21 protein-coding genes are annotated in these 22,221 nt (G+C 68.0%); 9 read left to right on the forward strand and 12 right to left on the reverse strand.

The window, feature by feature from the left end:
• Positions 1–211: 211 nt before the first annotated feature.
• The 5 genes from ABE546_RS14660 to hemF are packed head-to-tail and all read left to right on the forward strand — an operon-like array spanning position 212 to position 6,288.
• Positions 212–2,578, forward strand: coding sequence for a S9 family peptidase (locus ABE546_RS14660; protein WP_346464255.1), 2,367 nt, complete (start codon positions 212–214; stop codon positions 2,576–2,578).
• Positions 2,579–2,606: 28 nt separating this feature from the next.
• Positions 2,607–3,026, forward strand: a complete 420-nt coding sequence (locus ABE546_RS14665; protein ID WP_313212585.1) for an NUDIX domain-containing protein — start codon at positions 2,607–2,609, stop codon at positions 3,024–3,026.
• A gap of 30 nt (positions 3,027–3,056) precedes the next feature.
• Positions 3,057–3,656 (forward strand): hypothetical protein, encoded by a 600-nt coding sequence (locus ABE546_RS14670; RefSeq protein WP_313219294.1) that lies wholly within the window; start codon positions 3,057–3,059, stop codon positions 3,654–3,656.
• 51 nt (positions 3,657–3,707) lie between these two features.
• Complete coding sequence (locus ABE546_RS14675) at positions 3,708–5,339, forward strand: hypothetical protein (protein WP_346464257.1); 1,632 nt, start codon at positions 3,708–3,710, stop codon at positions 5,337–5,339.
• A gap of 52 nt (positions 5,340–5,391) precedes the next feature.
• Positions 5,392–6,288: an oxygen-dependent coproporphyrinogen oxidase gene (gene hemF / locus ABE546_RS14680; RefSeq protein ID WP_313212573.1), complete on the forward strand. Its 897-nt coding sequence runs from the start codon at positions 5,392–5,394 to the stop codon at positions 6,286–6,288.
• An 87-nt stretch (positions 6,289–6,375) separates the two neighbouring features.
• Here hemF and ABE546_RS14685 read toward each other — a convergent pair whose 3' ends face one another.
• Positions 6,376–6,852 (reverse strand): YetF domain-containing protein, encoded by a 477-nt coding sequence (locus ABE546_RS14685; RefSeq protein ID WP_313212574.1) that lies wholly within the window; start codon positions 6,850–6,852, stop codon positions 6,376–6,378.
• A gap of 375 nt (positions 6,853–7,227) precedes the next feature.
• Complete coding sequence (polA, locus tag ABE546_RS14690) at positions 7,228–9,999, reverse strand: DNA polymerase I (protein ID WP_346464259.1); 2,772 nt, start codon at positions 9,997–9,999, stop codon at positions 7,228–7,230.
• 97 nt (positions 10,000–10,096) lie between these two features.
• Here polA and ABE546_RS14695 point away from each other — a divergent pair, with 97 nt between their 5' ends.
• Complete coding sequence (locus ABE546_RS14695) at positions 10,097–10,378, forward strand: DUF2782 domain-containing protein (RefSeq protein WP_070470027.1); 282 nt, start codon at positions 10,097–10,099, stop codon at positions 10,376–10,378.
• Between the two features lie 83 nt (positions 10,379–10,461).
• Positions 10,462–10,701 (forward strand): hypothetical protein, encoded by a 240-nt coding sequence (locus tag ABE546_RS14700; protein WP_121040913.1) that lies wholly within the window; start codon positions 10,462–10,464, stop codon positions 10,699–10,701.
• A 50-nt stretch (positions 10,702–10,751) separates the two neighbouring features.
• Here ABE546_RS14700 and ABE546_RS14705 read toward each other — a convergent pair whose 3' ends face one another.
• The 3 genes from ABE546_RS14705 to ABE546_RS14715 form a co-directional block, all read right to left on the reverse strand.
• On the reverse strand, positions 10,752–11,198 hold the full coding sequence (locus ABE546_RS14705) for a universal stress protein (RefSeq protein WP_313212577.1): 447 nt from the start codon (positions 11,196–11,198) through the stop codon (positions 10,752–10,754).
• 75 nt (positions 11,199–11,273) lie between these two features.
• Positions 11,274–11,843, reverse strand: coding sequence for a sugar O-acetyltransferase (locus tag ABE546_RS14710; RefSeq protein WP_313212578.1), 570 nt, complete (start codon positions 11,841–11,843; stop codon positions 11,274–11,276).
• 49 nt (positions 11,844–11,892) lie between these two features.
• Entirely contained in the window at positions 11,893–12,150 is a 258-nt protein-coding gene (locus ABE546_RS14715; protein ID WP_313212579.1) for a hypothetical protein, read from the reverse strand.
• Between the two features lie 223 nt (positions 12,151–12,373).
• On the opposite strand from ABE546_RS14715, the gene ABE546_RS14720 reads away from it, so the two are divergent.
• Positions 12,374–13,105 carry a ThuA domain-containing protein gene (locus ABE546_RS14720; protein WP_346464261.1) on the forward strand — a complete coding sequence of 244 codons (732 nt, stop codon included), beginning with the start codon at positions 12,374–12,376 and terminating at the stop codon, positions 13,103–13,105.
• Here the strand turns inward: ABE546_RS14720 and ABE546_RS14725 are convergent, their stop codons facing one another.
• From ABE546_RS14725 to rpmB, 7 genes are all read right to left on the reverse strand, one after another.
• Positions 13,106–13,660, reverse strand: a complete 555-nt coding sequence (locus tag ABE546_RS14725; protein ID WP_282264094.1) for a hypothetical protein — start codon at positions 13,658–13,660, stop codon at positions 13,106–13,108.
• Positions 13,661–13,918: 258 nt separating this feature from the next.
• Entirely contained in the window at positions 13,919–16,108 is a 2,190-nt protein-coding gene (gene uvrD, locus ABE546_RS14730; protein ID WP_346464263.1) for a DNA helicase II, read from the reverse strand.
• Between the two features lie 34 nt (positions 16,109–16,142).
• Positions 16,143–17,150: a subclass B3 metallo-beta-lactamase gene (gene bla, locus ABE546_RS14735; protein WP_346464265.1), complete on the reverse strand. Its 1,008-nt coding sequence runs from the start codon at positions 17,148–17,150 to the stop codon at positions 16,143–16,145.
• Positions 17,151–17,269: 119 nt separating this feature from the next.
• On the reverse strand, positions 17,270–18,652 hold the full coding sequence (locus ABE546_RS14740; protein ID WP_346464266.1) for an FAD/NAD(P)-binding protein: 1,383 nt from the start codon (positions 18,650–18,652) through the stop codon (positions 17,270–17,272).
• 54 nt (positions 18,653–18,706) lie between these two features.
• Positions 18,707–20,125, reverse strand: coding sequence for a cardiolipin synthase (gene cls / locus ABE546_RS14745; protein WP_346464312.1), 1,419 nt, complete (start codon positions 20,123–20,125; stop codon positions 18,707–18,709).
• 155 nt (positions 20,126–20,280) lie between these two features.
• Positions 20,281–20,448, reverse strand: a complete 168-nt coding sequence (gene rpmG / locus ABE546_RS14750; protein ID WP_172407465.1) for a 50S ribosomal protein L33 — start codon at positions 20,446–20,448, stop codon at positions 20,281–20,283.
• Between the two features lie 10 nt (positions 20,449–20,458).
• On the reverse strand, positions 20,459–20,695 hold the full coding sequence (gene rpmB / locus ABE546_RS14755) for a 50S ribosomal protein L28 (protein WP_019185625.1): 237 nt from the start codon (positions 20,693–20,695) through the stop codon (positions 20,459–20,461).
• Positions 20,696–21,001: 306 nt separating this feature from the next.
• On the opposite strand from rpmB, the gene ABE546_RS14760 reads away from it, so the two are divergent.
• Positions 21,002–22,219, forward strand: coding sequence for a glycosyltransferase (locus tag ABE546_RS14760; RefSeq protein WP_346464268.1), 1,218 nt, complete (start codon positions 21,002–21,004; stop codon positions 22,217–22,219).
• Positions 22,220–22,221: the final 2 nt, after the last annotated feature.

Genomic DNA, 22,221 nt, shown 5'->3' on the forward strand with positions numbered 1-22,221 from the left:
TCCTCTCCCCCCCTCTCCCGCCCCCCGGAGCCCTGACCCCCCCCCCCCCCCCCCCACCCCCCCCCCCCCCCCCCCCCCCCCCCCCCCCCCCCCCCCCCCCACCGACCACCGTTTGCCTTCCGCATGTGCGCACGCCCATGACCTGTGGCCCCTTCCTGCGGTCCTTGCGGCTGCTACGCTTGCCGGGTTTTCTACTACGGTGCCGCCCGCAATGCCCAGAACGCTGCCTTTGTCCCTGCTGCTGCTCGCCGCCCTCGGCGGGACCGCCCACGCGGCGCCCACGCCGATCACCATCGAGCAGGCCATGGCCGACCCCGACTGGATCGGCCCGCCGGTCGAAAGCGCGTGGTGGTCCTGGAACAGCCAGCAGGTCGAGTACCAGCTCAAGCGCAACGGCAGCCCGGTGCGCGACACCTTCCGCCAGCCGGTGGCCGGCGGCGTGGCCGCACAGGTTGGCGATGACCAGCGCGGCACCCTGGATGTGGACAGCCCGGTCTACGACAGCGCGCGCCAGCGCTCGGCCTTCGTGCGCAATGGCGATGTGTTCGTGCGCGACCTGCGCAGCGGCGCGCTGACCCAGCTGACCCGCAGCACCGAGAAGTCCGGCGCGGTCAATTTCGCCCGCGACGGCGGCGTGATCTGGCGCACCGGCCAGAACTGGTTCCATTGGACCGCCGCCGCCGGCGTGCAGCAGGTCGCCAGCCTGAAGGCCGAGAAGAATCCGGACGACGCGCCCAAGGCCGATACCCTGCGCGAGCAGCAGCTGCGCACCCTGGCCACGCTGCGTAACGATCGCGCCCAGCGCGAGGCACTCAAGGCCCAGGAAGCCAGCTGGCGTCGCGCCGATGGCACCCGCGCACCGGGCCCGGTGTATCTGGGCGCGGATGTGGAGATCGTCGACAGTGTGCTCTCGCCGGATGCGCGCACGCTGATCGTGGTCACCAAGCCGAAGAGCTTCGATGAAGGCCGCGGCGGCAAGATGCCCAAGTACGTGACCGAGTCGGGTTACGAAGAGTTCGAAGAGACCCGCACCCGCGTGGGCCGCAACGACCCGGAGCCGAACGCGCTGTGGCTGGTCGATGCCGTCGCCGGCACGGTCAAGCCGCTGTCGCTGGACGGCCTGCCGGGCATCGGCACCGACCCGCTGGCCGCGCTGCGCAAGGCCGCCGGCAAGGACGCCCTGAAGGGCAACCGCCCGGTGGAAGTACTCGGTGGCCCCGGCGCGCCCGGCATCCGCTGGAGCGCCGATGGCCAGCAGGCCGCGATCATGCTGCGCGCCAACGACAACAAGGACCGCTGGATCGCCAGCGTGACCCCGGCCAGCGCCAAGCTGGAGACGCGTCATCGCCTGACCGACAGCGCCTGGATCAACTGGAGCTTCAACGATTTCGGCTGGTCCAACGACAACCGCACGCTGTGGCTGCTGTCCGAAGAATCCGGCTATTCGCACCTGTACACCCAGCAGGGCACGGCCAAGCCGCAGGCACTGACCGGCGGCAAGTGGGAAAGCTCGATGCCGGTGCCCAGCGCCGACGGCCGCGGCTTCTACTTCCTGTGCAACCAGCAGTCGCCGGGCGACTACGAAGTGTGCGCGGTCGACACCGCCAGCAAGCAGGTGCGTGAGCTGACCTCGCTCAACGGCGTGGAAGACTTCTCGCTGTCCCCGGATGGCCAGCAGCTGCTGGTGCGTTACTCCGGCGCCTACCTGCCGACCCAGCTGGCCGTGGTGCCCGCTGCCGGTGGCCAGGCCAAGGTGCTGACCGACACCCGCACGGCCGAGTTCAAGGCGCGCGAGTGGATCCAGCCCAAGCTGGTACAGGTGCCGTCCAAGCACGGCGCGGGCGTGGTCTGGGCCAAGTACTACGGACCGGAGACCTTCGAGCCGGGCAAGCAGTACCCGATCGCCATGTTCGTGCACGGCGCCGGCTATCTGCAGAACGTGCACCAGCAGTACCCGGCCTACTTCCGTGAGCAGATGTTCCATAACCTGCTGGTGCAGAAGGGCTACGTGGTGCTGGACATGGATTACCGCGGCAGCGCCGGCTACGGCCGCGACTGGCGCACGGCGATCTACCGCAACATGGGCCACCCGGAACTGGAAGACTACAAGGACGGCCTGGACTGGCTGGTCGCCACCAAGCAGGGCGACCGTGACCACGCCGGCATCTACGGCGGTTCCTATGGCGGCTTCATGACCTTCATGGCGCTGTTCCGCTCGCCGGGCACGTTCAAGGCCGGTGCCGCGCTGCGCCCGGTGGTCGATTGGCACCAGTACAACCACGGCTACACCGCCAACATCCTCAACACCCCGGACATCGACCCGGAGGCGTACCGCAAATCGTCGCCGATCGAGTACGCCGACGGGCTGCAGGACCACCTGCTGATCGCGCACGGGATGATGGATGACAACGTGTTCTTCCAGGATTCGGTCAACCTCACCCAGAAGCTGATCGAACTGCACAAGGACAACTGGTCGATCGCGCCGTACCCGCTGGAACGCCACGGCTATGTGCGTGCCGATTCCTGGCTGGACCAGTACAAGCGCATCCTCAAGCTGTTCGAAGAGAACCTGAAGTAATCCAGCGATGACGTCGGTGCCCACTGACGTGCAGCACGCTGCGGCGACGATCGATATCGTCGCCGCGGTCGTTTTCGATCCCGACGGCCGCGTACTGGTGGTGCGCAAGCACGGCTCGGACACCTTCATCCAGCCCGGCGGCAAACCCGAGCCCGGCGAAGCGCCCTTGGCCGCGCTGGCGCGCGAGCTGGAAGAAGAACTCGGGGTCACGGTGGACCCCGCCAGTGCCGTGCCGTTGGGCCGGTTCGAGGCCTGGGCGGTGCACGAAGCCGGACACCGCGTACGGGCCCACGCCTATCTGGTGACGGTGACCGGTTCGCCCCGCGCACAGGCGGAAATCGCCGAACTGGCCTGGGTGCCGCTGCGCCCGCCGCATGGCGTTTGCTTGGCACCGCTGAGCGCAGACCATATCCTGCCCGCGGCCGCGAACGCGGTGGCTGGGACCTAGACGTCGCGGCCTGCCCAACCAGGACACCGGATGTCAGCCTCGCTTCCCCCGCAATTGCCTTCCTGCACGCCCCGCCCCAGCAGGGAGGGTGCGCCTGCGTTTCTCGCCCCCCTGCTCAAGTCCGTGCTGCTGGTCTGCCTGGTCACGGCCGCGATGTGGGGGGTACTGGCCCTGATTGCGATACCTCTGTCGGGCTCGGAGGCGCTGCAGGCGCTACTGGCCGATGAGGACCTGCACTGGCTGCCTGGCTCGCTGCGCTGGCTGCTCACCCACCCGGTGCTGGCCAACGTGCTGCTGTGCGTGTCGAGCCTCTTGGGCGTTGCCGCATGCTGGGGCATGCTGCGTCGCTGGCGCTGGGCATGGGCACTGTTCATCGTGCTGCTGGCGGTCACCGCCGTGCTCAACGTGGTCGCCGCGTGGCTGCTGGACGATGCGTTCCGCCACCTGCTGGCGCAGATACCCGGTGACACCCTATCGATCGAACTGCTCAAGCTGCGCAGTGAGCTGCGCGTACAGCGCGTGATCTGCAGCGGCCTCGCCGGCGTGACCGCACTGGCGTTCGCGGTGCTGCAGGGCTGGCTGATCGTGCGCCTGTGCGCGGCCGATGTACGTGCGCTGTTCCGCCGCTGACCTGTTTCCCGCAGCGCCACGGTGCGCTGCACGACCTGCAAGGATGATCGTGTGACTGTTTCCCTCCCCCTTCTGCGCCGCCACGGCTGGCGCGCGACCCTGTTCACCCTGCTCACGGCGGTCAGCCTGCCGGCGGCGGCCCAGGCCATGGTCTGTGGCACGTTCGTTGCCAAGGACAGCGGCACCACGTTGACCCTGCACAGTGCGAACGAGGGGGTGCGGCAGATTCCCGGCCAAGCGCCCGAGCCTTACCTCCTCAGCCGCCTCGGCGACGAGCTGAAGCTGGCCGACCTGGACAACGGCGGCGTCAGCTCGCTGAACGTGCAGGAGGGCGGTCGCCTGCTCAGTGACCGCTTCAACGACTACCGCTTGCAGAAGGCGGCCACCTGCCGCCGCGCGACGGTCTTTCCGGCGGCATCGTGCCGGGCCGAGATCGGCACCTGCCTGAACGACACGCTCTTCGCCAGCAACGACCGCCTGCGTCAATGGTGTCGGGAGGATGTGCCGGCCGCCTGCAAGCGCCTGCTGGCCAACTTCCAGACCGAAGCGCGCGAGGCCAGGACGCTGGCGGCGACCCGGGACGATGCGCCGGAGCTGCCCGAGCCGGAGGTCTGCAAACCTGCGTCCACGCAGTACGACCAGGCTGCCTGTCTGGAGGCCGCGCGCGACGCGATGGGGCAAGCGCTGGCCAAGGCGCTGCTTGGCGGGCTCAGCGCAGCCAAGGCGTCACCGCTGCCGGCCATACAGCTCGATGAGATCACCACCCTGTGCCGGGCACAGACCGGCGGCACGTTCTGCGCCAACGCTGCCGAGGCGTTGTGGGACGCCGGCCGCCTGATCCCGGCCCGCGATGCACTGCAGCGGGCGTGCACCCTGGGCAAGGACCCGCGCGCCTGCGAGCGTGCGGCGCCGCTGGCCACGCTGGAGGCCAAGGCACTGACCCCGGTGGCAGCCACCGCCCTGCCCTGCGGCAGCTATGTCGCCAGCCAGGGCCTGATGGACCATCTGCCGTTCGGCGATGGCGGCATGCTCGACAGCGGCTTCGGCGGCAAGCTGCGCGCGCGGCTGGTCGATGGCGACATCCGTGTGCGCCATGACCAGGGCGACGACTTCGTGTTCAAGCGCCTGGCCAACGGCAACCTGATCGGCATGGACAGCTGGAACCGCTTCAGCTATTACGAGCGCACCGGCGAGGCGCAGCAGTGCAGCGCGCCGGTGGTCTTCGTCGAAACCCCGCTGCCGCAGGATTGCCCGACCTTGGGCCGCGAGGGCGGTGCGCAGGCGTGCTGCGCGGCCGGCAAGCTGCAGGGCTGCAATGCCGCCGGTCACCAGCTGGCGCTGCGCAACCGCTGGGCCGAGGCGGCGCCGTTCTATCTCAAGCTCTGCGCCGCCGGGGTACGCGAGGGCTGCGAGAACCTGGCCAGCGTCTACGAACACACCGGTGACGAGGCGCTGCCCGAGCAGATGGCCTCGATCTGCGCCAAGGATGGAAACGGCACGCACGTGGCCTGCGATGTGCACGCGACCCGCAACTGGGGCCTGATGCGGGTCAGTGCCGGGCTGGAACAGATCGCCGAGCGCATGGCGACCGAGCCCGATGCCGAGGCAGACGACGCCGCACCGGCCGAGGCGCCCGCCGCGGCGAAGAACAGCAAGAGCAGCACCCGCAAAAGCGGTCACTGAGCGCCAGTGAGCACACGCAGGCCGTGCACCGGCCTGCGGTAAAGTAGCGCCCATGAACGACTTCGACCGCGTCCGCGCGTATCTGACCGACCTGCAGGACCGCATCTGTGCGGCGATTGAAACCGCCGACGGCCAGGCCCGCTTCACCGAAGATCTCTGGCAGCGCGCGGAGGGCGGCGGTGGCCGGACCCGCATCCTGCGCGATGGGGCGGTGTTCGAGCAGGCCGGGATCGGGTTCTCCGATGTGGCCGGCACGCGCCTGCCGCCATCGGCCTCGGCGAACCGGCCAGAGTTGGCCGGCGCGTCATGGCGCGCGACCGGCGTCTCGCTGGTCTTCCATCCCGCCAATCCCTACCTGCCGACGACGCACGCCAACGTGCGCTACTTCCGCGCCGAGCGTGATGGCGTGGCGGTGGCCTCGTGGTTCGGAGGCGGCTTTGACCTCACTCCGTTCTACCCCATCGACGAAGACGTGCGGCACTGGCACCAGGTTGCGCACGATCTTTGTGCGCCCTTCGGCGAAGAGCGCTATGCGGCGCACAAGCGCTGGTGCGATGAGTATTTCTTCCTGCGCCACCGCAACGAGACGCGCGGCGTGGGCGGATTGTTCTTCGACGACCTGCATGGCGACTTCGAGCGCGATTTTGCGTATCTGCGTGCGGTCGGCGATGGTTTCCTGGATGCCTATCTGCCGCTGGTCGAGCGCCGCAAGGACACGCCGTATGGCGAGCGCGAACGCGAGTTCCAGCTGTACCGGCGCGGCCGCTATGTCGAGTTCAACCTGGTCTATGACCGCGGCACGCTGTTCGGCCTGCAGAGCGGCGGGCGCAGCGAGAGCATCCTGATGAGCCTGCCCCCGCGCGTGCGCTGGGAATACGGTTTCCAACCTGAAACCGGCAGCGACGAAGCCCGCCTGGCCGACTACCTGGTTCCGCGCGACTGGGTGTAACCCAGCGCGCCACCGCATGGGCCGGCATGGATTTCGCATGCGGTGCATGGGTGGCACCCGTCGGGTAGAGCCACCCCATGGGTGGCTCTACGCCTTCTTCGGCACGATGGTGATGTGCCCGTTGATCTCCAGCACCGCCAGGGCGACATCGTCGATGGACAGGCAGCCCTGCTGACGCATCGCTGCGTCCAGATCGGCCGGGGTCACGAGCTCGCGCTTGAGCACGGAATCGAGCACCTTGCCATCACGGGCGATCAGGATCGGCTCGCCTTCGACCAGCGTTTCCACGCGCCGACTGCGCGTGCTGAGCCAGCCCACGCCGTAGTTGATCGAGATCAGGGTCGCCGCCAGCAGCAGGCCGCCGCCCAGGGAGGTGTCTTCGCCGAGCAGCGCGTTCTGCACCGCGTTGCCGAGCAGCACGATCAGCAAGACATCGAACGGGGTGATCTGGCCCAGCGCGCGCTTGCCGGAGAGCCGGACCATGCCCAGTACCACCGCGTACACCACCACCGCGCGCAGGATGAATTCCCACCACGGCATGGCCAATGCAAACAGGTCGCTCATGCGGTTCTCCCCGGGTCCAGCCCACAGCATGGGCCGCGCGCAGGGCAAACGGCAATCGGCAGCGCGGGGTCTCTCGTGCGGCGGGCCGCGCGGGGTTTTCGGCGCCACAAATAAAAAGCCCCGCCAACCAGGGGGAGGTTAGCGGGGCCGGGGAACGGGTGCTTGGGGAGGAGCCCCCGTTCCGAGATCTGCTCCAGGGGATGGGAGAGATCCACAACAGGCATTGCGCCTGTCGAGGTCTATCAAAGCACTCCGAACATTGATAGTTCGTGAAGGGGCCCAATTAATTCGGGCCTCCTCCCAGAAACATTCATCCAACAGTCAGATTATCGTGGCGCACTGAACCAATTCAGCCTTTTGACTGTGATTCAGGCCTCAATGGGCCTCATCCCAGTTGTCGCCCACGCCCGCATCCACCACCAGCGGTACACGCAGTTCGGCGGCCGAGGACATCAGTTCCACGACTTTCAAACGCAAGGTATCGAGGAAACTACTTTCGGTTTCAAAGACCAGTTCATCGTGCACCTGCAGAATCATCTTGGCCTGGTCGCCGTGATCCTCCAGCCAGCTGTCCACCTTGACCATGGCGCGCTTGATGATGTCCGCCGCGGTGCCCTGCATCGGGGCATTGATCGCGGCCCGTTCAGCACCGGCGCGCAGGCCCTGGTTGCGGGCGTTGATGTCGTTCAGGTACAGACGGCGGCCGAACAGGGTTTCCACATAGCCCTGGTCGCGGGCCTGCTGGCGCATCCGCTCCATGAAATCGCGCACGCCCGGGTAGCGGCTGAAGTACAGCGCCACGTAATCCTGGGCCTGGCCGCGGTCGATGCCCAGGTTGCGGGCCAGGCCGAACGCGCTCATGCCGTACATCAGGCCGAAGTTGATCGCCTTGGCGGCCCGGCGCTCGTTGGAGGTCACCTCTTCCAGGCGGCGGCTGAAGACTTCCGCCGCCGTCGCCCGGTGCACGTCCACGCCCTGCTCGAAGGCCCGCACCAGGCCGGGGTCCTCGGAGAGGTGGGCCATGATCCGCAGCTCGATCTGCGAGTAATCGCAGGCCAGGATCTTGCGGCCCGGCGGGGCCACGAATGCGCGGCGGATGCGGCGGCCATCCTCGGTGCGGATCGGGATGTTCTGCAGGTTCGGGTCCGATGAGGACAGCCGACCGGTGGCGGCGCCGGACTGGTGGTAGCTGGTGTGTACCCGCCCGGTGTCCTGGTTGATCATCTCCGGCAGCTTGTCGGTGTAGGTGCTGCGCAGCTTGGCCAGCCCGCGGTACTCCAGGATCACCCGCGGCAGTTCATGCTGCTCGGCGATCGCCTCCAGCGCCTCTTCGTTGGTGCTGGGCTGGCCCTTGGGGGTCTTCACCAGTGCCGGCAGCTGCAGTTCGTCGAACAGCACGGCCTGCAGCTGCTTGGGCGAATCCAGGTTGAAGGTGCGCCCGGCCAGCTCGGTGGCCTTCTGCTGGGCAGCCAGCATGCGCGAGCCCAGGTCCTGGCTCTGCCGGCGCAGTTCGGCCATGTCGATGTGCACGCCATTGGCTTCGATGCGCGTCAGCACCGGCACCAGCGGCATCTCGATGTCGCGGTAGACGCTGTCCAGCGAGGGCGTGGCCTGTAGTTGTGGCTGCAGGGCGTGGTGCAGGCGCAGGGTCACGTCGGCATCTTCGGCGGCGTAGCGGCAGGCTTCGTCCAGGCCCACCTGCGAGAACGAGATCTGCTTGGCACCCTTGCCGGCCACCTCCTCGAACTTGATCGTGGTGTAGCCCAGGTAGCGCATCGCCAGCGAGTCCATGTCATGGCGCGTGGCGGTGGAATTGAGCACGAAGCTCTCCAGCATGGTGTCGTCGTGGTACCCCTGCAGGTTCACGCCGTGGCGGCGCAGCACGTGCAGGTCGTACTTGCCGTGCTGGCCAAGCTTCTTCTTGGAGGGGTCTTCCAGGGCAGGACGCAGCGCGGCCAGCACCTGCTCGCGTGGCAGCTGGGCCGGCGCGCCGGGGTAATCATGGCCGACCGGGATATAGGCGGCGCGGCCCGGCTCGACCGCCAGGCTGATGCCGACCAGGTTGGCGCGCATGGCGTCCAGCGCGTCGGTCTCGGTATCGAACGAGATCAGCTCGGCATCGGTCAGGCGCTGCACCCAGGCGTCGAGCTGCTCGGTGGTCAGCACCATCTCGTACTCGCCGGGGGCGGAGAGCGCCGGGTCGACCGGCACCACCGCCACCTCCGGCGTGGCACGGGCGTAGCCGGCCGCGGTGCCACGCAGGCTGACCGGGGCCTCGCTGGCAGCGGCCGGGGCCGGCACGGGACCGCCCAGCTCCTTGAGCGCCTGGGTGAAGCCGTAACGCAGGTACAGCTCGCTCAGCGACGGCACGTCCGGCTCGCGCAGTGGCAGGGTCTGCGCCGTTACCTCCAGCGGCACATCGGTGCGGATCGTGACCAGCTCGCGGTTGAGCGGCAGGCGCTCCAGCGCCGCGCGCAGGTTCTCGCCGATCTTGCCCTTCATGGTCGGGGCCGCCGCCATCACCCCATCCAGGTGCTGGTACTCGGCCAGCCACTTGGCGGCGGTCTTGGGACCGCACTTTTCCACGCCGGGCACGTTGTCCACGGCGTCGCCCATCAGCGCCAGCAGGTCGACGATCTGGTCGGCGCGCACGCCGAACTTCTCCATGACCGCCGCGTCCGAATCCATGCGGCTGCCGGTCATGGTGTTGACCAGCTCGATACCCGGACGGACCAGCTGGGCGAAGTCCTTGTCGCCGGTGGAAATGGTCACCTGCAGGCCATCGCGGTGGCCCTGCAGGGCCAGCGTGCCGATCACATCATCGGCTTCCACGCCGGGGATGCGCAGGATGCTCAGGCCCAGCGCCTCGACGATGCGGCACATCGGCTCGATCTGCGGGCGCAGGTCATCGGGCATCGGCGGGCGGTTGGCCTTGTAGTCGGCATACAGGTCGTCACGGAAGGTCTTGCCGGGCGCATCGACCACGAAGGCGACGTACTCAGGGCGCTCCTTCAAGGTGGCGCGCAGCATGTTGACCACGCCGAACAGCGCGCCGGTGGGTTCACCGTGTGCGTTGGTCAGCGGCGGAAGCGCGTGGAACGCGCGATACAGGTAACTGGACCCGTCAATCAGGACTAATCGGCTCATAGGGCAATTCTACGCGCCCGGCCCTGACCGTCGTCGGCACCGGCCTCACGATCCATCGGGCATAATCAGGCCCTCTTCGCCCAAGGACTCCCGGCCCATGAAGATTCTGTTGCTCGCAGGCGTGCTCGCACTGGCCGGCTGTGCCACCGGTGGCGGCGGCAGGCCCCCGGTTGATGTCACTGGTGCCGATGTGGTCAAGACGGTGCAGGACAACGGCGACACCATCGAGGAATACCGGGTGGGCGGCCAGCTGCGGATGGTCAAGGTGACCCCGTCGCGCGGTGCCCCGTTCTACATGTACGACCAGAACGGCGATGGCCGCATGGACAGCGACAAGGACGGCGTCTCGCCGGTGTATTGGAAGCTCTACAGCTGGTGATTCCGGGCGTCGACCGCACTGCCGCCCCGTGACCGCACGGGGCCGGCAAGGCACTGACCCCCGTCCCCGCTTGCCCACGCTCGATGACTACACCCGAACGCCGCCACGATCCAAATCCGGCTGAACTGCGCGCCGGCCTTACTGCAGAGCAACGCCAGGCGGTGGAGACGCTGGAGCATTTCGGCTGGCAGCTGCGCTTCGTGCGCCGCCCGCTGTTCCGCGACCCGATCCCGGTGCTGTTCGACCGCAGCGGCGAGCGTTATGTGGTGCTGCAGCCGGATGGCACGCTGGATGAATCGCAGACGTTGAAACTGCGCGATTGACGGGCACTGAGGGGCACTGCCGGCCAGCGGCCGGCACTACCGCTTCTCCGTTATCGGATGACCAGCACCGGTACCGTGCTGCGTGCCAGCACTTCGGCGGTCTGGCTGCCGAGCAGCACGCGGGTCACACCACGGCGGCCATGCGAGGTCATCACGATCAGGTCGCTGCCGCGCTCGGTGGCGGTATCGATGATGCCGTCGGCGGCATAGCGGTCCAGCACATGCACGGTTTCAGTGCGCAGGCCCTGCGCCTCTGCGGCGGCCTTGGCCGGCTGCAGCACCTTCTGCGCGGTCTCTTCGCGATCGGCTTTGTATTCGGGCGTGTTCATGTAGCCCACGCTCCAGCCCATCGCGTCGTACATACCGACGGCCCATGGCTCGGAGACGGTCACGATATCGACCTCGGCATCGAGGTCCTTGGCCAGCTCCAGGCCCTTGGCCAGGCCTTTCTCGGCCAGCTCCGAACCATCGGTGGCAATCAGGATGCGCTTGTACATGGCAGAGCTCCTTGGGGTGGGCAATGGGAACATCACCATTGCACACCCGGTGTGGACGCAGTGCCTTGAGCTGGATCAATCGCCGTGGCCGCGGGCAGGCACCGCCCGCGCCGGATTGCCCACCACGGTCGCGCCCGCAGGCACGTCGCGGGTGACCACACTGCCCGCGCCCACCACCGCGTCATCGCCGATGGTGACGCCGGGCAGCACGATCGCGCCGCCCCCGATCCAGACATTGCGCCCGATCCGGATCGGCCTGGCCGACTCCAGGCCTTCCGCCCGCGCCTGGGGATCACGCGGATGGTCGGCGGCGTAGAGCTGCACTGCCGGACCGATCTGGGTGCCATCGCCGATGCTGACCTCGGCCACGTCCAGGATCACGCAGTTGTAGTTGAGGAACACGCCCTGCCCCAGGCGGATGTTGTAGCCGTAGTCGCAATGGAATGGCGGCCGGATCACCGCGCCTTCGCCGACCGCGCCGAGCTGCTCGCGCAACAGCGCGCGGCGCACGGCCGGGCTTTCGGCCAGGGCGGCGTTGTAGCGGACCATCCAGACCTTGGCGGCGGCCATGTCGGCCTGCAGCGCCGGATCACCGGGGCGGTAGGGCAGCCCGGACAGCATCTTTTCTTTTTCGCTCGGACCCATGTGGCCTCCCTCAGACAGAGGGTGATGATGCCGGTTGGCCGCTCGCGTGTCAGCGCGTGCCGCGTCGCGTGCCCAGCAGCGCCACCAGTGCGAAGACGATGCCGCTCAGCCAGAACCACAGCGTTGCCTGGCCGATGCACAACCCACTGGGCTGCGGCTGGCAGCGCAGGCGCAGCAGATCGAAGTCGCCGCCGTCGGCCAGGCAGGTCTGCGCGTGCTGGAACAGGGCCAGCACCGGCTCGGCCCAGCCTGCCGACCATGTCAGCAGAACCAGTGCAGCAAGCAGATACGGAATTCCCTTGTTCACGAGTGCGCTCCCAGCGGACAGGGGCAGACTCTGGGCGCCGGCCGGGGGAGCGACAAGCGGCACGCGACGAACTGTGTGAAATCCGGGATGAGCCGGGGGCGATCGGGGATGAAGCGAGGCGCCCTGGCCCACCACAACACGGATAGCGCAGGCATGCGCTGCCTGGGATGCCTGTGCTGCAGCGCAGGACGGAGACGGGCAGCGCCCATGACAGACTTCGCGCATGCGCCCTCTGCTCATCGCCCTGCTGTGCTCGCTGGCCCTGCTGCCGCTACCCGGCCTTGCCGCCGCGCCGGGTCCGGACCGCGTGCTGATCTTCATCCGCACCGCCACGTTCCACCACGACTCGATTCCTGTGGCCGTGGCAACGCTGCGCGAGCTGAGTGCCGAGGCCGGCATGACGGCGGACCCGAGCGACGATCCCCGCGATTTCCGCCTCGACAACCTCGCCCGCTACCGCGCCGTGGTCTTCGCCAATACCACCGGCGATGTACTCGACGCCGCGCAGCAGGCGGCGATGGAACAGTTCATCCGCAACGGCGGCGGCTTCATGGGCGTGCACGCCGCAGCCGACACCGAGTACGACTGGCCGTGGTACGGCGAACTGGTCGGCGCGTGGTTCCACAAGCATCCCAAGGGTCTGCAGGAGACGCTTGTGCAGCCCGAACGTGACGGCAGGCCGTCAGGCCCGGCGTGGCCGATCCGCGATGAGCTTTACAACTACCGGCGCAATCCGCGTGGAACGGTGAAGGTCATCGCGACAGTGGACGAATCGCGATACGACGGCGGCACCATGGGCGCCGATCATCCCATCGCCTGGTGCCGGCCCTTCGATGGCGGCCGCAGCTGGTACACCGGGCTGGGCCACGACGCGGCGGTGTATGCCGACCCGAATGTGCGGGCGCAGCTGCGCCGTGGCCTGCGCTATGCAGCAGGCCACGCGCCGGACTGCTGATCAGGCGGTACGCACCACGCGCGCGCCTTGGCACAGCGGGTAGCTCGCCAGCAGATCGGCGATGCGCGCGTGCAGGGTGTCGAACGAGGCGCCATACAGATACAGCGCCGTCTCGGTCGGGCCCTGCCACCAGCTGCAGATCTCGCCGTGGCCTTCGATGCGCTCGACGATCTGTTCGAACACATAGTTCGAGTCGCACTGCTCATAGACTTCATCGGGCAGGTCGGTGCCGTTGAGATACAACGCCAGGCCTTCGGTGACGCCGAACGGTTGATCGGGGGCGCCTTCGCGCTGGATCAGCGAGCCCTTCGGCGCACCCAGCTGCTCCAGCAGCTCGATCACGCCAGGCAGCGAGGCTGGATCGTTCAACGCGACCTCGATATCGCCGTAGTCCACTTCACCATCTTCCGTCAGCGCGGTGCCACCGCCGGTGATCTCACCCAGCTCGGCACTGCCCAGCAGCGCATCCAGCGGATCTTCGAACAGCTCATGGCGATGCTCGGGCTGGAGCCTGGCGTTCAATTTGACGGTGAGGTGCAGCGGCGAATCGGTCATGGCGGGGGCCTGCGCGAAAGGAATGCCGCCATTGTAGTGCCGGCCGCTGGCCGGCTCCCGACAAGGTATGCCGCCCATTGCAGTGCCGGCCGCTGGCCGGCTCCCGACAAGGTATGCCGCCCATTGTAGTGCCGGCCGCTGGCCGGCTCCCGACAAAGGATGCCGCCCGTTGCAGTGCCGGCCGCTGGCCGGCTCGCGACAACGCCGCGGCAAGGAGCAGCCGGCCAGCGGCCGGCACTACCGGATCACGAGCGCTGCTCAGAGCACCGTCAAATTGGCATACGCCATCACCAGCCACTTGCTGCCGGCCTCGATGAATTCGACCTGCACGCGGGCGTGCTGGCCGCTGCCTTCGTAGTCGGTGACCATGCCTTCGCCGAACTTGGGATGGTTGACCATCGCGCCCAGCTTGAGTGGCGGTGCTTCCAGCGCCGCGTGGCCCATCACCCGGTTGGCACCGAGCGAGGTGCCACGCGAGACCTGCACCTTCGGGCGCACTTCATTGACCAGCTCACGCGGGATCTCGCGCAGGAAGCGCGAGGGCACGTTGTAGTTGTCCTGGCCATGGATGCGACGCGATTCGGCGTAGCAGAGCACCAGCTTCTGGCGCGCGCGGGTGATGCCCACGTACGCCAGGCGACGTTCTTCTTCCAGCCGGCCGCTTTCTTCCAGCGAGCGCGCGCTCGGGAACAGGCCGTCTTCCATGCCGGCCAGGAACACCAGCGGGAACTCCAGGCCCTTGGCGGCGTGCAGCGTCATCAACTGCACGCCCTCTTCGCCGGCCTGGGCCTGGCCTTCGCCGGCCTCCAGCGAGGCATAGGCGAGGAAGGCGACCAGCTCGCTCATGTCCTGGGTTTCTTCGACATCGTCTTCGCGACGCACGAAGCGCGAGGCCACCGAGACCAGTTCGTCCAGGTTGTCCGCGCGCGATTCCGAATCCAGCGCGTTGCGACTTTCCTTGGACCAGTGCTCGCGCAGGCCCGAGCGCATCAGCACATGGTCGATGCGTTCGGCGAGGGTCATCGTGTCGGCTTCAGTCTGGAGCTGATTGACCAGCACCAGGAAGCCGGCCAGCGCGTTGCGTGCACGTGCAGCGAGCTCATTGCCCTGGGTGGTCAGCATGGTGGCCTCCCACAGCGAAATCGCGTGGGAACGGGCCAAGCGGCGCACTTCATCCAGGGTGCGGTCGCCGATGCCACGCGTCGGCGTGTTGACCGCGCGCTCGAAGGCCGCGTCATCGTTGCGGTTGGTCATCAACCGCAGGTACGCCAGCGCGTCCTTGATTTCGGCACGCTCGAAGAAGCGCATGCCGCCGTACACGCGGTACGGCACCTGCTCGGAGAGCAGGGATTCTTCGAAGGCACGCGACTGCGCATTGCTGCGGTAGAGCACGGCGACATCGCCGTAGCTGCCGCCATCACGCACCCACTGGCGCGCGCGCTCGACCACGTAACGCGCCTCGTCCATCTCGTTGTAGGCCGCATACAGATCGATCGGATCGCCGTCGCCGCTGTCGGTCCACAACTCTTTGCCGATACGGTCCGGGTTGTGCGCGATCACCGCATTGGCCGCGCCGAGGATATTGGCGGTGGAGCGGTAGTTCTGCTCCAGGCGGACGGTCTGCGCACCCGGGAAATCCTTCAGGAAGCGCTGCACGTTCTCGACCTTGGCGCCGCGCCAGCCATAGATGGCCTGGTCGTCGTCGCCGACCACGAACACGTGGCCGGTATCGCCGGCGAGTACGCGCACGAAGGCGTACTGGATGGCGTTGGTGTCCTGGAACTCGTCCACCAGGATTTCGCGGAAGCGCGAACGGTAGTGAGCCAGCAAGGCCGGGTTGTCGCGCAGCAGTTCATGCGCGCGCAGCAACAGTTCGGCGAAATCGACCAGACCGGCGCGATCGCAGCGCTCCTGGTAGGCGATATACGCCTGGCGCATGGTTTCCAGCCACGCGTCATGCGGCTCGGGCTGGATATGCTGCGGGCGACGGCCCTCGTCCTTCTGCTCGTTGATCCACCAGGCGATCTGCTTCGGCGGGAACTTGCCGTCGTCGATCTCCAGCTGCTGGACCACGCGCTTGACCAGCCGCAGCTGGTCGTCCGAATCCATCACCTGGAAGCTGTCGGGCAGCTTGGCGTCCTGGAAATGCAGGCGCAGCAGGCGATGGGCCAGGCCGTGGAAGGTGCCGATCCAGGCGCCACGGCTGCCCTGCGACAGCTGCAGGTCGATGCGGTGACGCATCTCCCCGGCGGCCTTGTTGGTGAAGGTCACCGCAAAAATGCCATGGGTCGGCACGCCGCAGACTTCATTGAGCCAGGCGATGCGGTGGATAAGCACGCGGGTCTTGCCGGAACCGGCACCGGCAAGCACCAGATGGTGGCCGGGCGGGGCGGACACAGCTTCGCGCTGGGCGGGGTTCAACCCGTCGAGCAAGTGGGAAACATCCATGTCCCCATTTTACGCCCTCTGCACCCTCCCTGCGTCAGGGCGCGCGTCCGGCGGCTTCCTCGGCAAGCCGTGTGTCCAGCTGGGTGTGCCCCATCTGCGCGTAGCGACGGCAGGCGCCTGGCTGGACCAGCGGGGTGGCTGCGTCGCCCTGCAGACGGATGAACAGGTTGCTGCCCAGGGGATGCGGCGTCACATGCACGTCGCAGGGTAGCGCCGCCAGCGTATCCAGACCGCGCCGGAAGGCCTCCACCATCTGCGGGTGATCGAGATAGCGGTACTGGGCATCGGAAATCGCACTCACGCTGTCGGTGTAGGCGATGTCCAGGCAGCGCCCTGCCTCGCAGGACCGCCAGGTCCAACTGGTGCCGCCCGGCGCGTGGCCCGGGGTGGCATGGGCGGTCAGCGCCAGCGGACCGACGCGGACGACCTCGCCGTCGCCGATGGCCATGACCTCGGCCACCGCTGGAAATGCCGAGCCTTCCTCAAGGAACTGCGGATCGCTGCGATCGCTCCGGCCGTTACGCAGGGTGGCCACAGCGGGCGAGCGTGCCAGCAGCGGTGCGCCGGTGGCCGCCTGCAGGTGCGCCAGGCCGGCGGCGTGATCGTAATGCTCGTGCGAGTTCAGCAGATACTTCACGTCCTGCGGATCGAAGCCAAGCGTGCGGATATTGGCCTCGATCAGGGGGCCGGCGGGCGTCGTGCCGCCATCGATCAGCACATGGCCCTGATCGGAGGTCACCAGCACCGCAGCCAGCCCACAGGTGCCGACATACCATGTGTTGCCGAAAATGCGCCGCGGCGGGGCGCGGTCGTTCCATCCCTCCATCACGCTGGCGCCCGCCGGGCAGGCGGGAATGTCGCGCAGTGCGGTGACGGCGACGGGCGCCGCGACCGTCGCAGCGGTCGAGGCAGCGGGATCGACCGGGGCGTGGCGCTGGCAGGCGGCCAGAACCAGTGTTGCGCCCAGCACGACGAGCGGGCGCCATGGGGTCGTCGCCGTGACACGGGGGGCGGTCCTGTCGGGACGTAGCGTCATGGTCATTTCCTGTGAGAAAGACACGAGCCTAGTGCCGTCGTCATGCCGCCACCACCGAGCCTTTCGAGGGGAAGGCATGAGGTGTTTGTGTGCCTCGCGCACGGCCGCGAGGCACGGTGTCGCAGTCAGCCCACCGCGCGCAGCGCGGCCTGCTGGGCCTGCATCCGCAACTCGGGAATGGCCAGGCTTTCCCAGAGCGTGCCGATGCGCAGGCTGCCCACCACCAGCACGCGGGTCTGACGCTGGCCGTCGGCACCGAGCAGTTCGCCGTTCTCCACCGAGGTATCCAGCCCCAGCCCGTGCGGACCAGGCCGCGCATGCCCATCGGCCAGCAGCTGCTGGATCAGTGGATTGCGCATGCACAGCGCGCGGGTTTCCACGCCGGTGGCATTGATCACCGCGCTGACCGTCAGTGGCGGCAGGCCGCCGGCCGGGCCGTGCCCGTGCAGCTGCAGCCCGCCTTCCTGCACCAGCAGCGTGTCCAGCCGGGCGCGGTGGCGCTGCAGCTGGCCGCTGCGCTCCAGCTCGCTGACCTGGGCATGCACCGATTCGGCGATGCGGTGGCGGTGCACGTCCCAATGGCGCACCACGTGGCGCAGGAAACGACGCTGGTCGGCCTCGCCCAGGCTCAACCACAATGCCTGGCCCATCGGCCGGATGCGGTCCATGACGCTTTGCCAAGGGATGCCCTGCGCCACGGCGGCACGGGCCTGCCCACGCAGTTCACGCACGCGCTGACGCAGCGACATCGTCAACAAGGGCTGCGGATCGAAGGTGACCGCTGCGCCGTGCGCCTGTGGCAATGGCAGCAGCGCATGTCGCGACAGCACGAAGATGCGCCCGCGGTGTCCGGCGGCCGCCAGGGCCACCACGCTGTCGGCCATGCTCAGGCCCGAGCCGATGATGGCCAGATCGTCATCGCCGGCCAGCACGCGCACGCCGTCGTAATCCCAGGCCTCCACCGCCTGCGCCGGCGGCAGGGCATCGGCACCGGGCACCGGCAGTGGTCGCATGCTGTTGCCACAGGCCAGCACCACGCGCTGCGCGCGCCACACCACGTCGTCGTCGAGCCGCAACTGCACACCGTGTTCGGTCGGCTCCAGCGCGAACACTGGCTGCTCGACCACCTCCAGCACTGCCACGCTGCGCTCGCACGCCTGTTCCAGGCGCTCACGCAGGTAGGCGGCGTAATGGCGGCGCGGCACGAACTGGTCCGCCAGCACCTCGCGCGCCACATCGGCAATCGCCTGGCTGTCGATCAGGTAATCGAGGAAATCCGCAGGCTGATCGGGCAGCGCGCTCATCTTGCCGGCCGGCACGTTGAGCAGGTGCTCGGGCCAAGGCGTGGCGTAGGCGATGCCTTCGGCCAGCGCCGAAGCCGGCTCGAACAGCACGATGCGTGACGGTCGCGCAGCATGGCGCAGGGCCTGCAGGGCAACCAGGACGCCGGCAGCGCCGCCGCCGACGATGGCCAGATCACACTGGCGGTGGGTATCGGACGCAGTCATGCCTCGATTGTAGGCGATGCGCGTGGACCGCCCGTCCACGTGCGTCACAGCGGGCTACATCAAGGCATCGGCCAGCCGTGCGATGCCTTCGCGGCTGCGCTTCCACGCCGGCCGTTGGCGCCACGTCGCCAGATCGAGCTGACGTGACTGCTCGAGATAGTCGGCTTCGATCTGCGCCAGCTGCCGCACCATGCCGGGGTCATAACAGAGCATGCCGATCTCGGCATTGAGCGCGAACGAGCGGATATCCAGGTTGATCGAGCCGACCAGGGCGATGTCTTCATCGACGGTCAGGTGCTTGGCATGCAGGAAATGCGGTTCGTACAGCGCGATGCGCACCCCGCTGCGCAGCAGCTCATCGTAGTAGGCCTCCTGCGCCCAGGAGGTCAGCCGCTGGTTGGTGCTGGCCGACAGGATCAGCTGCACCTGCACGCCGGACAGCGCCGCGATGCGCAGCGCACTCAAGGTCGCTTCATCGGGAACGAAGTACGGCGTGACCAGCACGATTCGCCGGCGCGCCAGATGGATCAGCGCGTTCACCGCATCGCGCGCATTGCTGAAGGGGTATGCCGGGCCACTGGGCAGCAGCTGGGTCGGCACATCGGCCGAGCACACCGGCACGGCGGTGAGCACATCCAGGCGTTGCCCGGTTTCCATGTACCAGTCGCTGGCGAACACCGCTTCCAGGTGCGCCACCACCGGACCGCGCACGCGCGCGACCAGCTCTTTGTTCGGGAAGCCGGCGACGAACTGCGCCCGCGCCAGGTTCTGTGAACCGATGTAACCGACGCGGTTGTCGATCACCGCGATCTTGCGGTGGTTGCGCAGGTCCATGCGGCCACTGCGCCGCCAGCGCAGACCACCGGGCAGCATCGCGCGCACGTCGACACCGATCGCCTGCAGGCGATGGCGATAGTGGCGCAGCCCACGCTTGGCCCCCACTGCATCGAGCAGCACGCGGCAATGCACACCGCGCGCGGCCGCCCGCTGCAGCGCCTCCACGATGGCCTCGCCGACCGCGTCATCGAACATCAGGTAATACAGCAGGTGCACGCGGTCGCGGGCCTGGTCGATGTCTTCGATCAGGGCCTGCAGCGAGGCGTCGTAGTCATTGAGCAGATCCACCGCGTTGCCGTGGATGGGCATGAAATCGCCCTGGCGCTCGATCAGCGGCACGATCTCGGCGGTGGCCGTCTCCGGCGGCGGCGTCCAGCGCAGCGGCGGCTGCAGCGCCTGCTCCTCGCGGATCACCTGGGAGGCCTCGGCCTGGCGCTGCACGCGCTGGCGCGACAGCCACGGGTGGCCGAACAGCAGATACAGCGGCAGCCCGAGCAGCGGCACGAAGCCGACCAGCAGCAGCCAGCTGCGCGCGGCACCGGGCGTGGTGCGGCTGGGAATCCACAACAGCGCGGCCAGCCGGATCAGCCAATCCAGCATCAACAACCACGAACCCAGCAGCCACTCGAACAGCATCGCGTCGCCCGTCGGGAGGGAAACGCATTCTGCCATGGGCCGCTGCATGCAACCGGTCGTGCCGGCCGCTGGCCGGCGCCACGTATCGCCGGCCCAACAAAAAAACCCGCCACGAGGGCGGGTTTTTCGTCGGGAAGCTCAAGAACCCTTGCGGATTACTTGATCTTGCCTTCCTTGTACAGGACGTGCTTGCGCACGACCGGATCGTACTTCAGGAATTCCATCTTCCCGGGGGTGTTCTTCTTGTTCTTGTCCGTCGTGTAGAAGTGGCCAGTGTTGGCCGTCGAAATCAGACGGATCTTATCGCGCTTGCCTGCCATGATCGTTTACTCCTCAGACCTTTTCGCCGCGCGAACGCAGCTCAGCCAGAACGGAGTCGATACCGTTCTTGTCGATGGTGCGCAGGGCATGCGCGGAAACACGAAGCTTGACCCAGCGGTTTTCGCTGGCAACCCAGAAGCGGCGCTCGTGCAGGTTGGGCAGGAAACGACGGCGGGTCTTGTTGTTGGCGTGCGAGACGTTGTTACCCGTCTGCACTCGCTTGCCGGAAACTTGGCATACGCGGGACATTGCGCACCTCGATAAAAGTAGTTGTCAGCCCATAGCCCGGGCGACGGCGGCCTCGACGGTTTCCCGCCACACGTCATGAGAATCAAAGGGTTACGCTGTCGAGGGCGGACCGGATGACGTGTTCCCGGCCGCCGATCCAGAGATTTCTGGACACAGCGAGCCGCGCATTATGCCGCAGGCCGGTGTCTGGCGCAAGTTGTCCACAGGGCCATGGTGGTCTGTCAGTGCCGGGACGGCCTCCCGTGTTCGCATCGCCACCCACGGGCGATGGCGATACTGGCCGCCCCTTTTCCCCTGGCCCCCTCGATGCGGCTGCTGGCACTTACCTACGGCACCGAAGGCGACACCCGCCCGCTGGTCATGCTCTGCCACGGCCTGATGGCCGCCGGACACGAGGTCATGCTGCTGGCCGAGGGCGGCACCCTGGGCAGCGCGCGCGCCCTGGGCGTGCCGCACGCCGCGCTGGAAGGCGACATCCACGACGAGGTGGTGGCGCTGGTGTCGCGTGGCAACAACACGCTGGCCGCCTCGCGCGGACTGGCCCGGATGGCGCGCCGGCACGTGCCGGCGTGGACCCGGCAGGCCGATGCGGCTGCCGCCGGGTGCGATGCGGTGCTGACCGGTGGGCTGGCCGCCTTCGTGGGTATGACCGTGGCCGAGCGGCATGGCCTGCCCGCGATCGGGCTGGGCATGATCCCGCTGACGCCCACGGCCGCCTTCCCGTCCCCGTTCCTGCCCCGGCTGCCCCTGCCGGGTGCACTGAACCGGCTCAGCTACGGGCTGGTCAACCAGGCGGTCTGGCGCACCTTCCGGCAGCCGATCAACCAGGCCCGGCACGCGCTGGGCATGTCGCCGCGACGCAGCCTCTGGCGCGACCTGCCGATGCTATACGGCATCTCGCCCAGCCTGCTGCCGCAACCGGCGGACTGGCCCGCCAACCATCGCATCTGCGGCCAATGGCGCCTGCCGGACAGCCCCTGGCAACCACCGCCGGACCTGCAGGCCTTCCTCGACGCCGGGCCCGCCCCGGTGTACCTGGGCTTTGGCAGCATGACCGGCTTTGATCGCGACCGCGTGCTGCCAGCGCTGCTGGACGCCCTGGCCCCCCGCCGGGTGCTGCTGTTCCCCGGTTGGGCGGGGCTGCCCAGCCCCCCCCTGCCCGCCCGCGTGTTCGTGGTCGGGCCAACCCCACACGAGGCGCTGTTCCCGCGCTGCGCGCTGGTGATCCACCACGGCGGCAGCGGCACCACGCATTCGGCCTGCCGGGCCGGGGTGCCATCGCTGGTGATGCCGTTCGCGGCCGACCAGTTTTTCTGGGCGGCGCGGTTGCAGGCGTTGGGCGTGGCGCCGGCGGCGTTGTCGCCGAAGCGGTTGGATGCCAACACGCTGGCGCGGGCCATTGGCTTCGTCGAACACGCCGGAACGCGTGAACGGGCTGCTGCTCTGGGAAGGGCGATGGGCATGGAAACTGGCGTGGCCAAAGCAGCCGATCTGATCCAGCAATGGCTGGCAGGAAATCGATAAAC

The organism is Stenotrophomonas sp. TWI377 (assembly GCF_039674525.1).
Lineage (GTDB): Bacteria > Pseudomonadota > Gammaproteobacteria > Xanthomonadales > Xanthomonadaceae > Stenotrophomonas.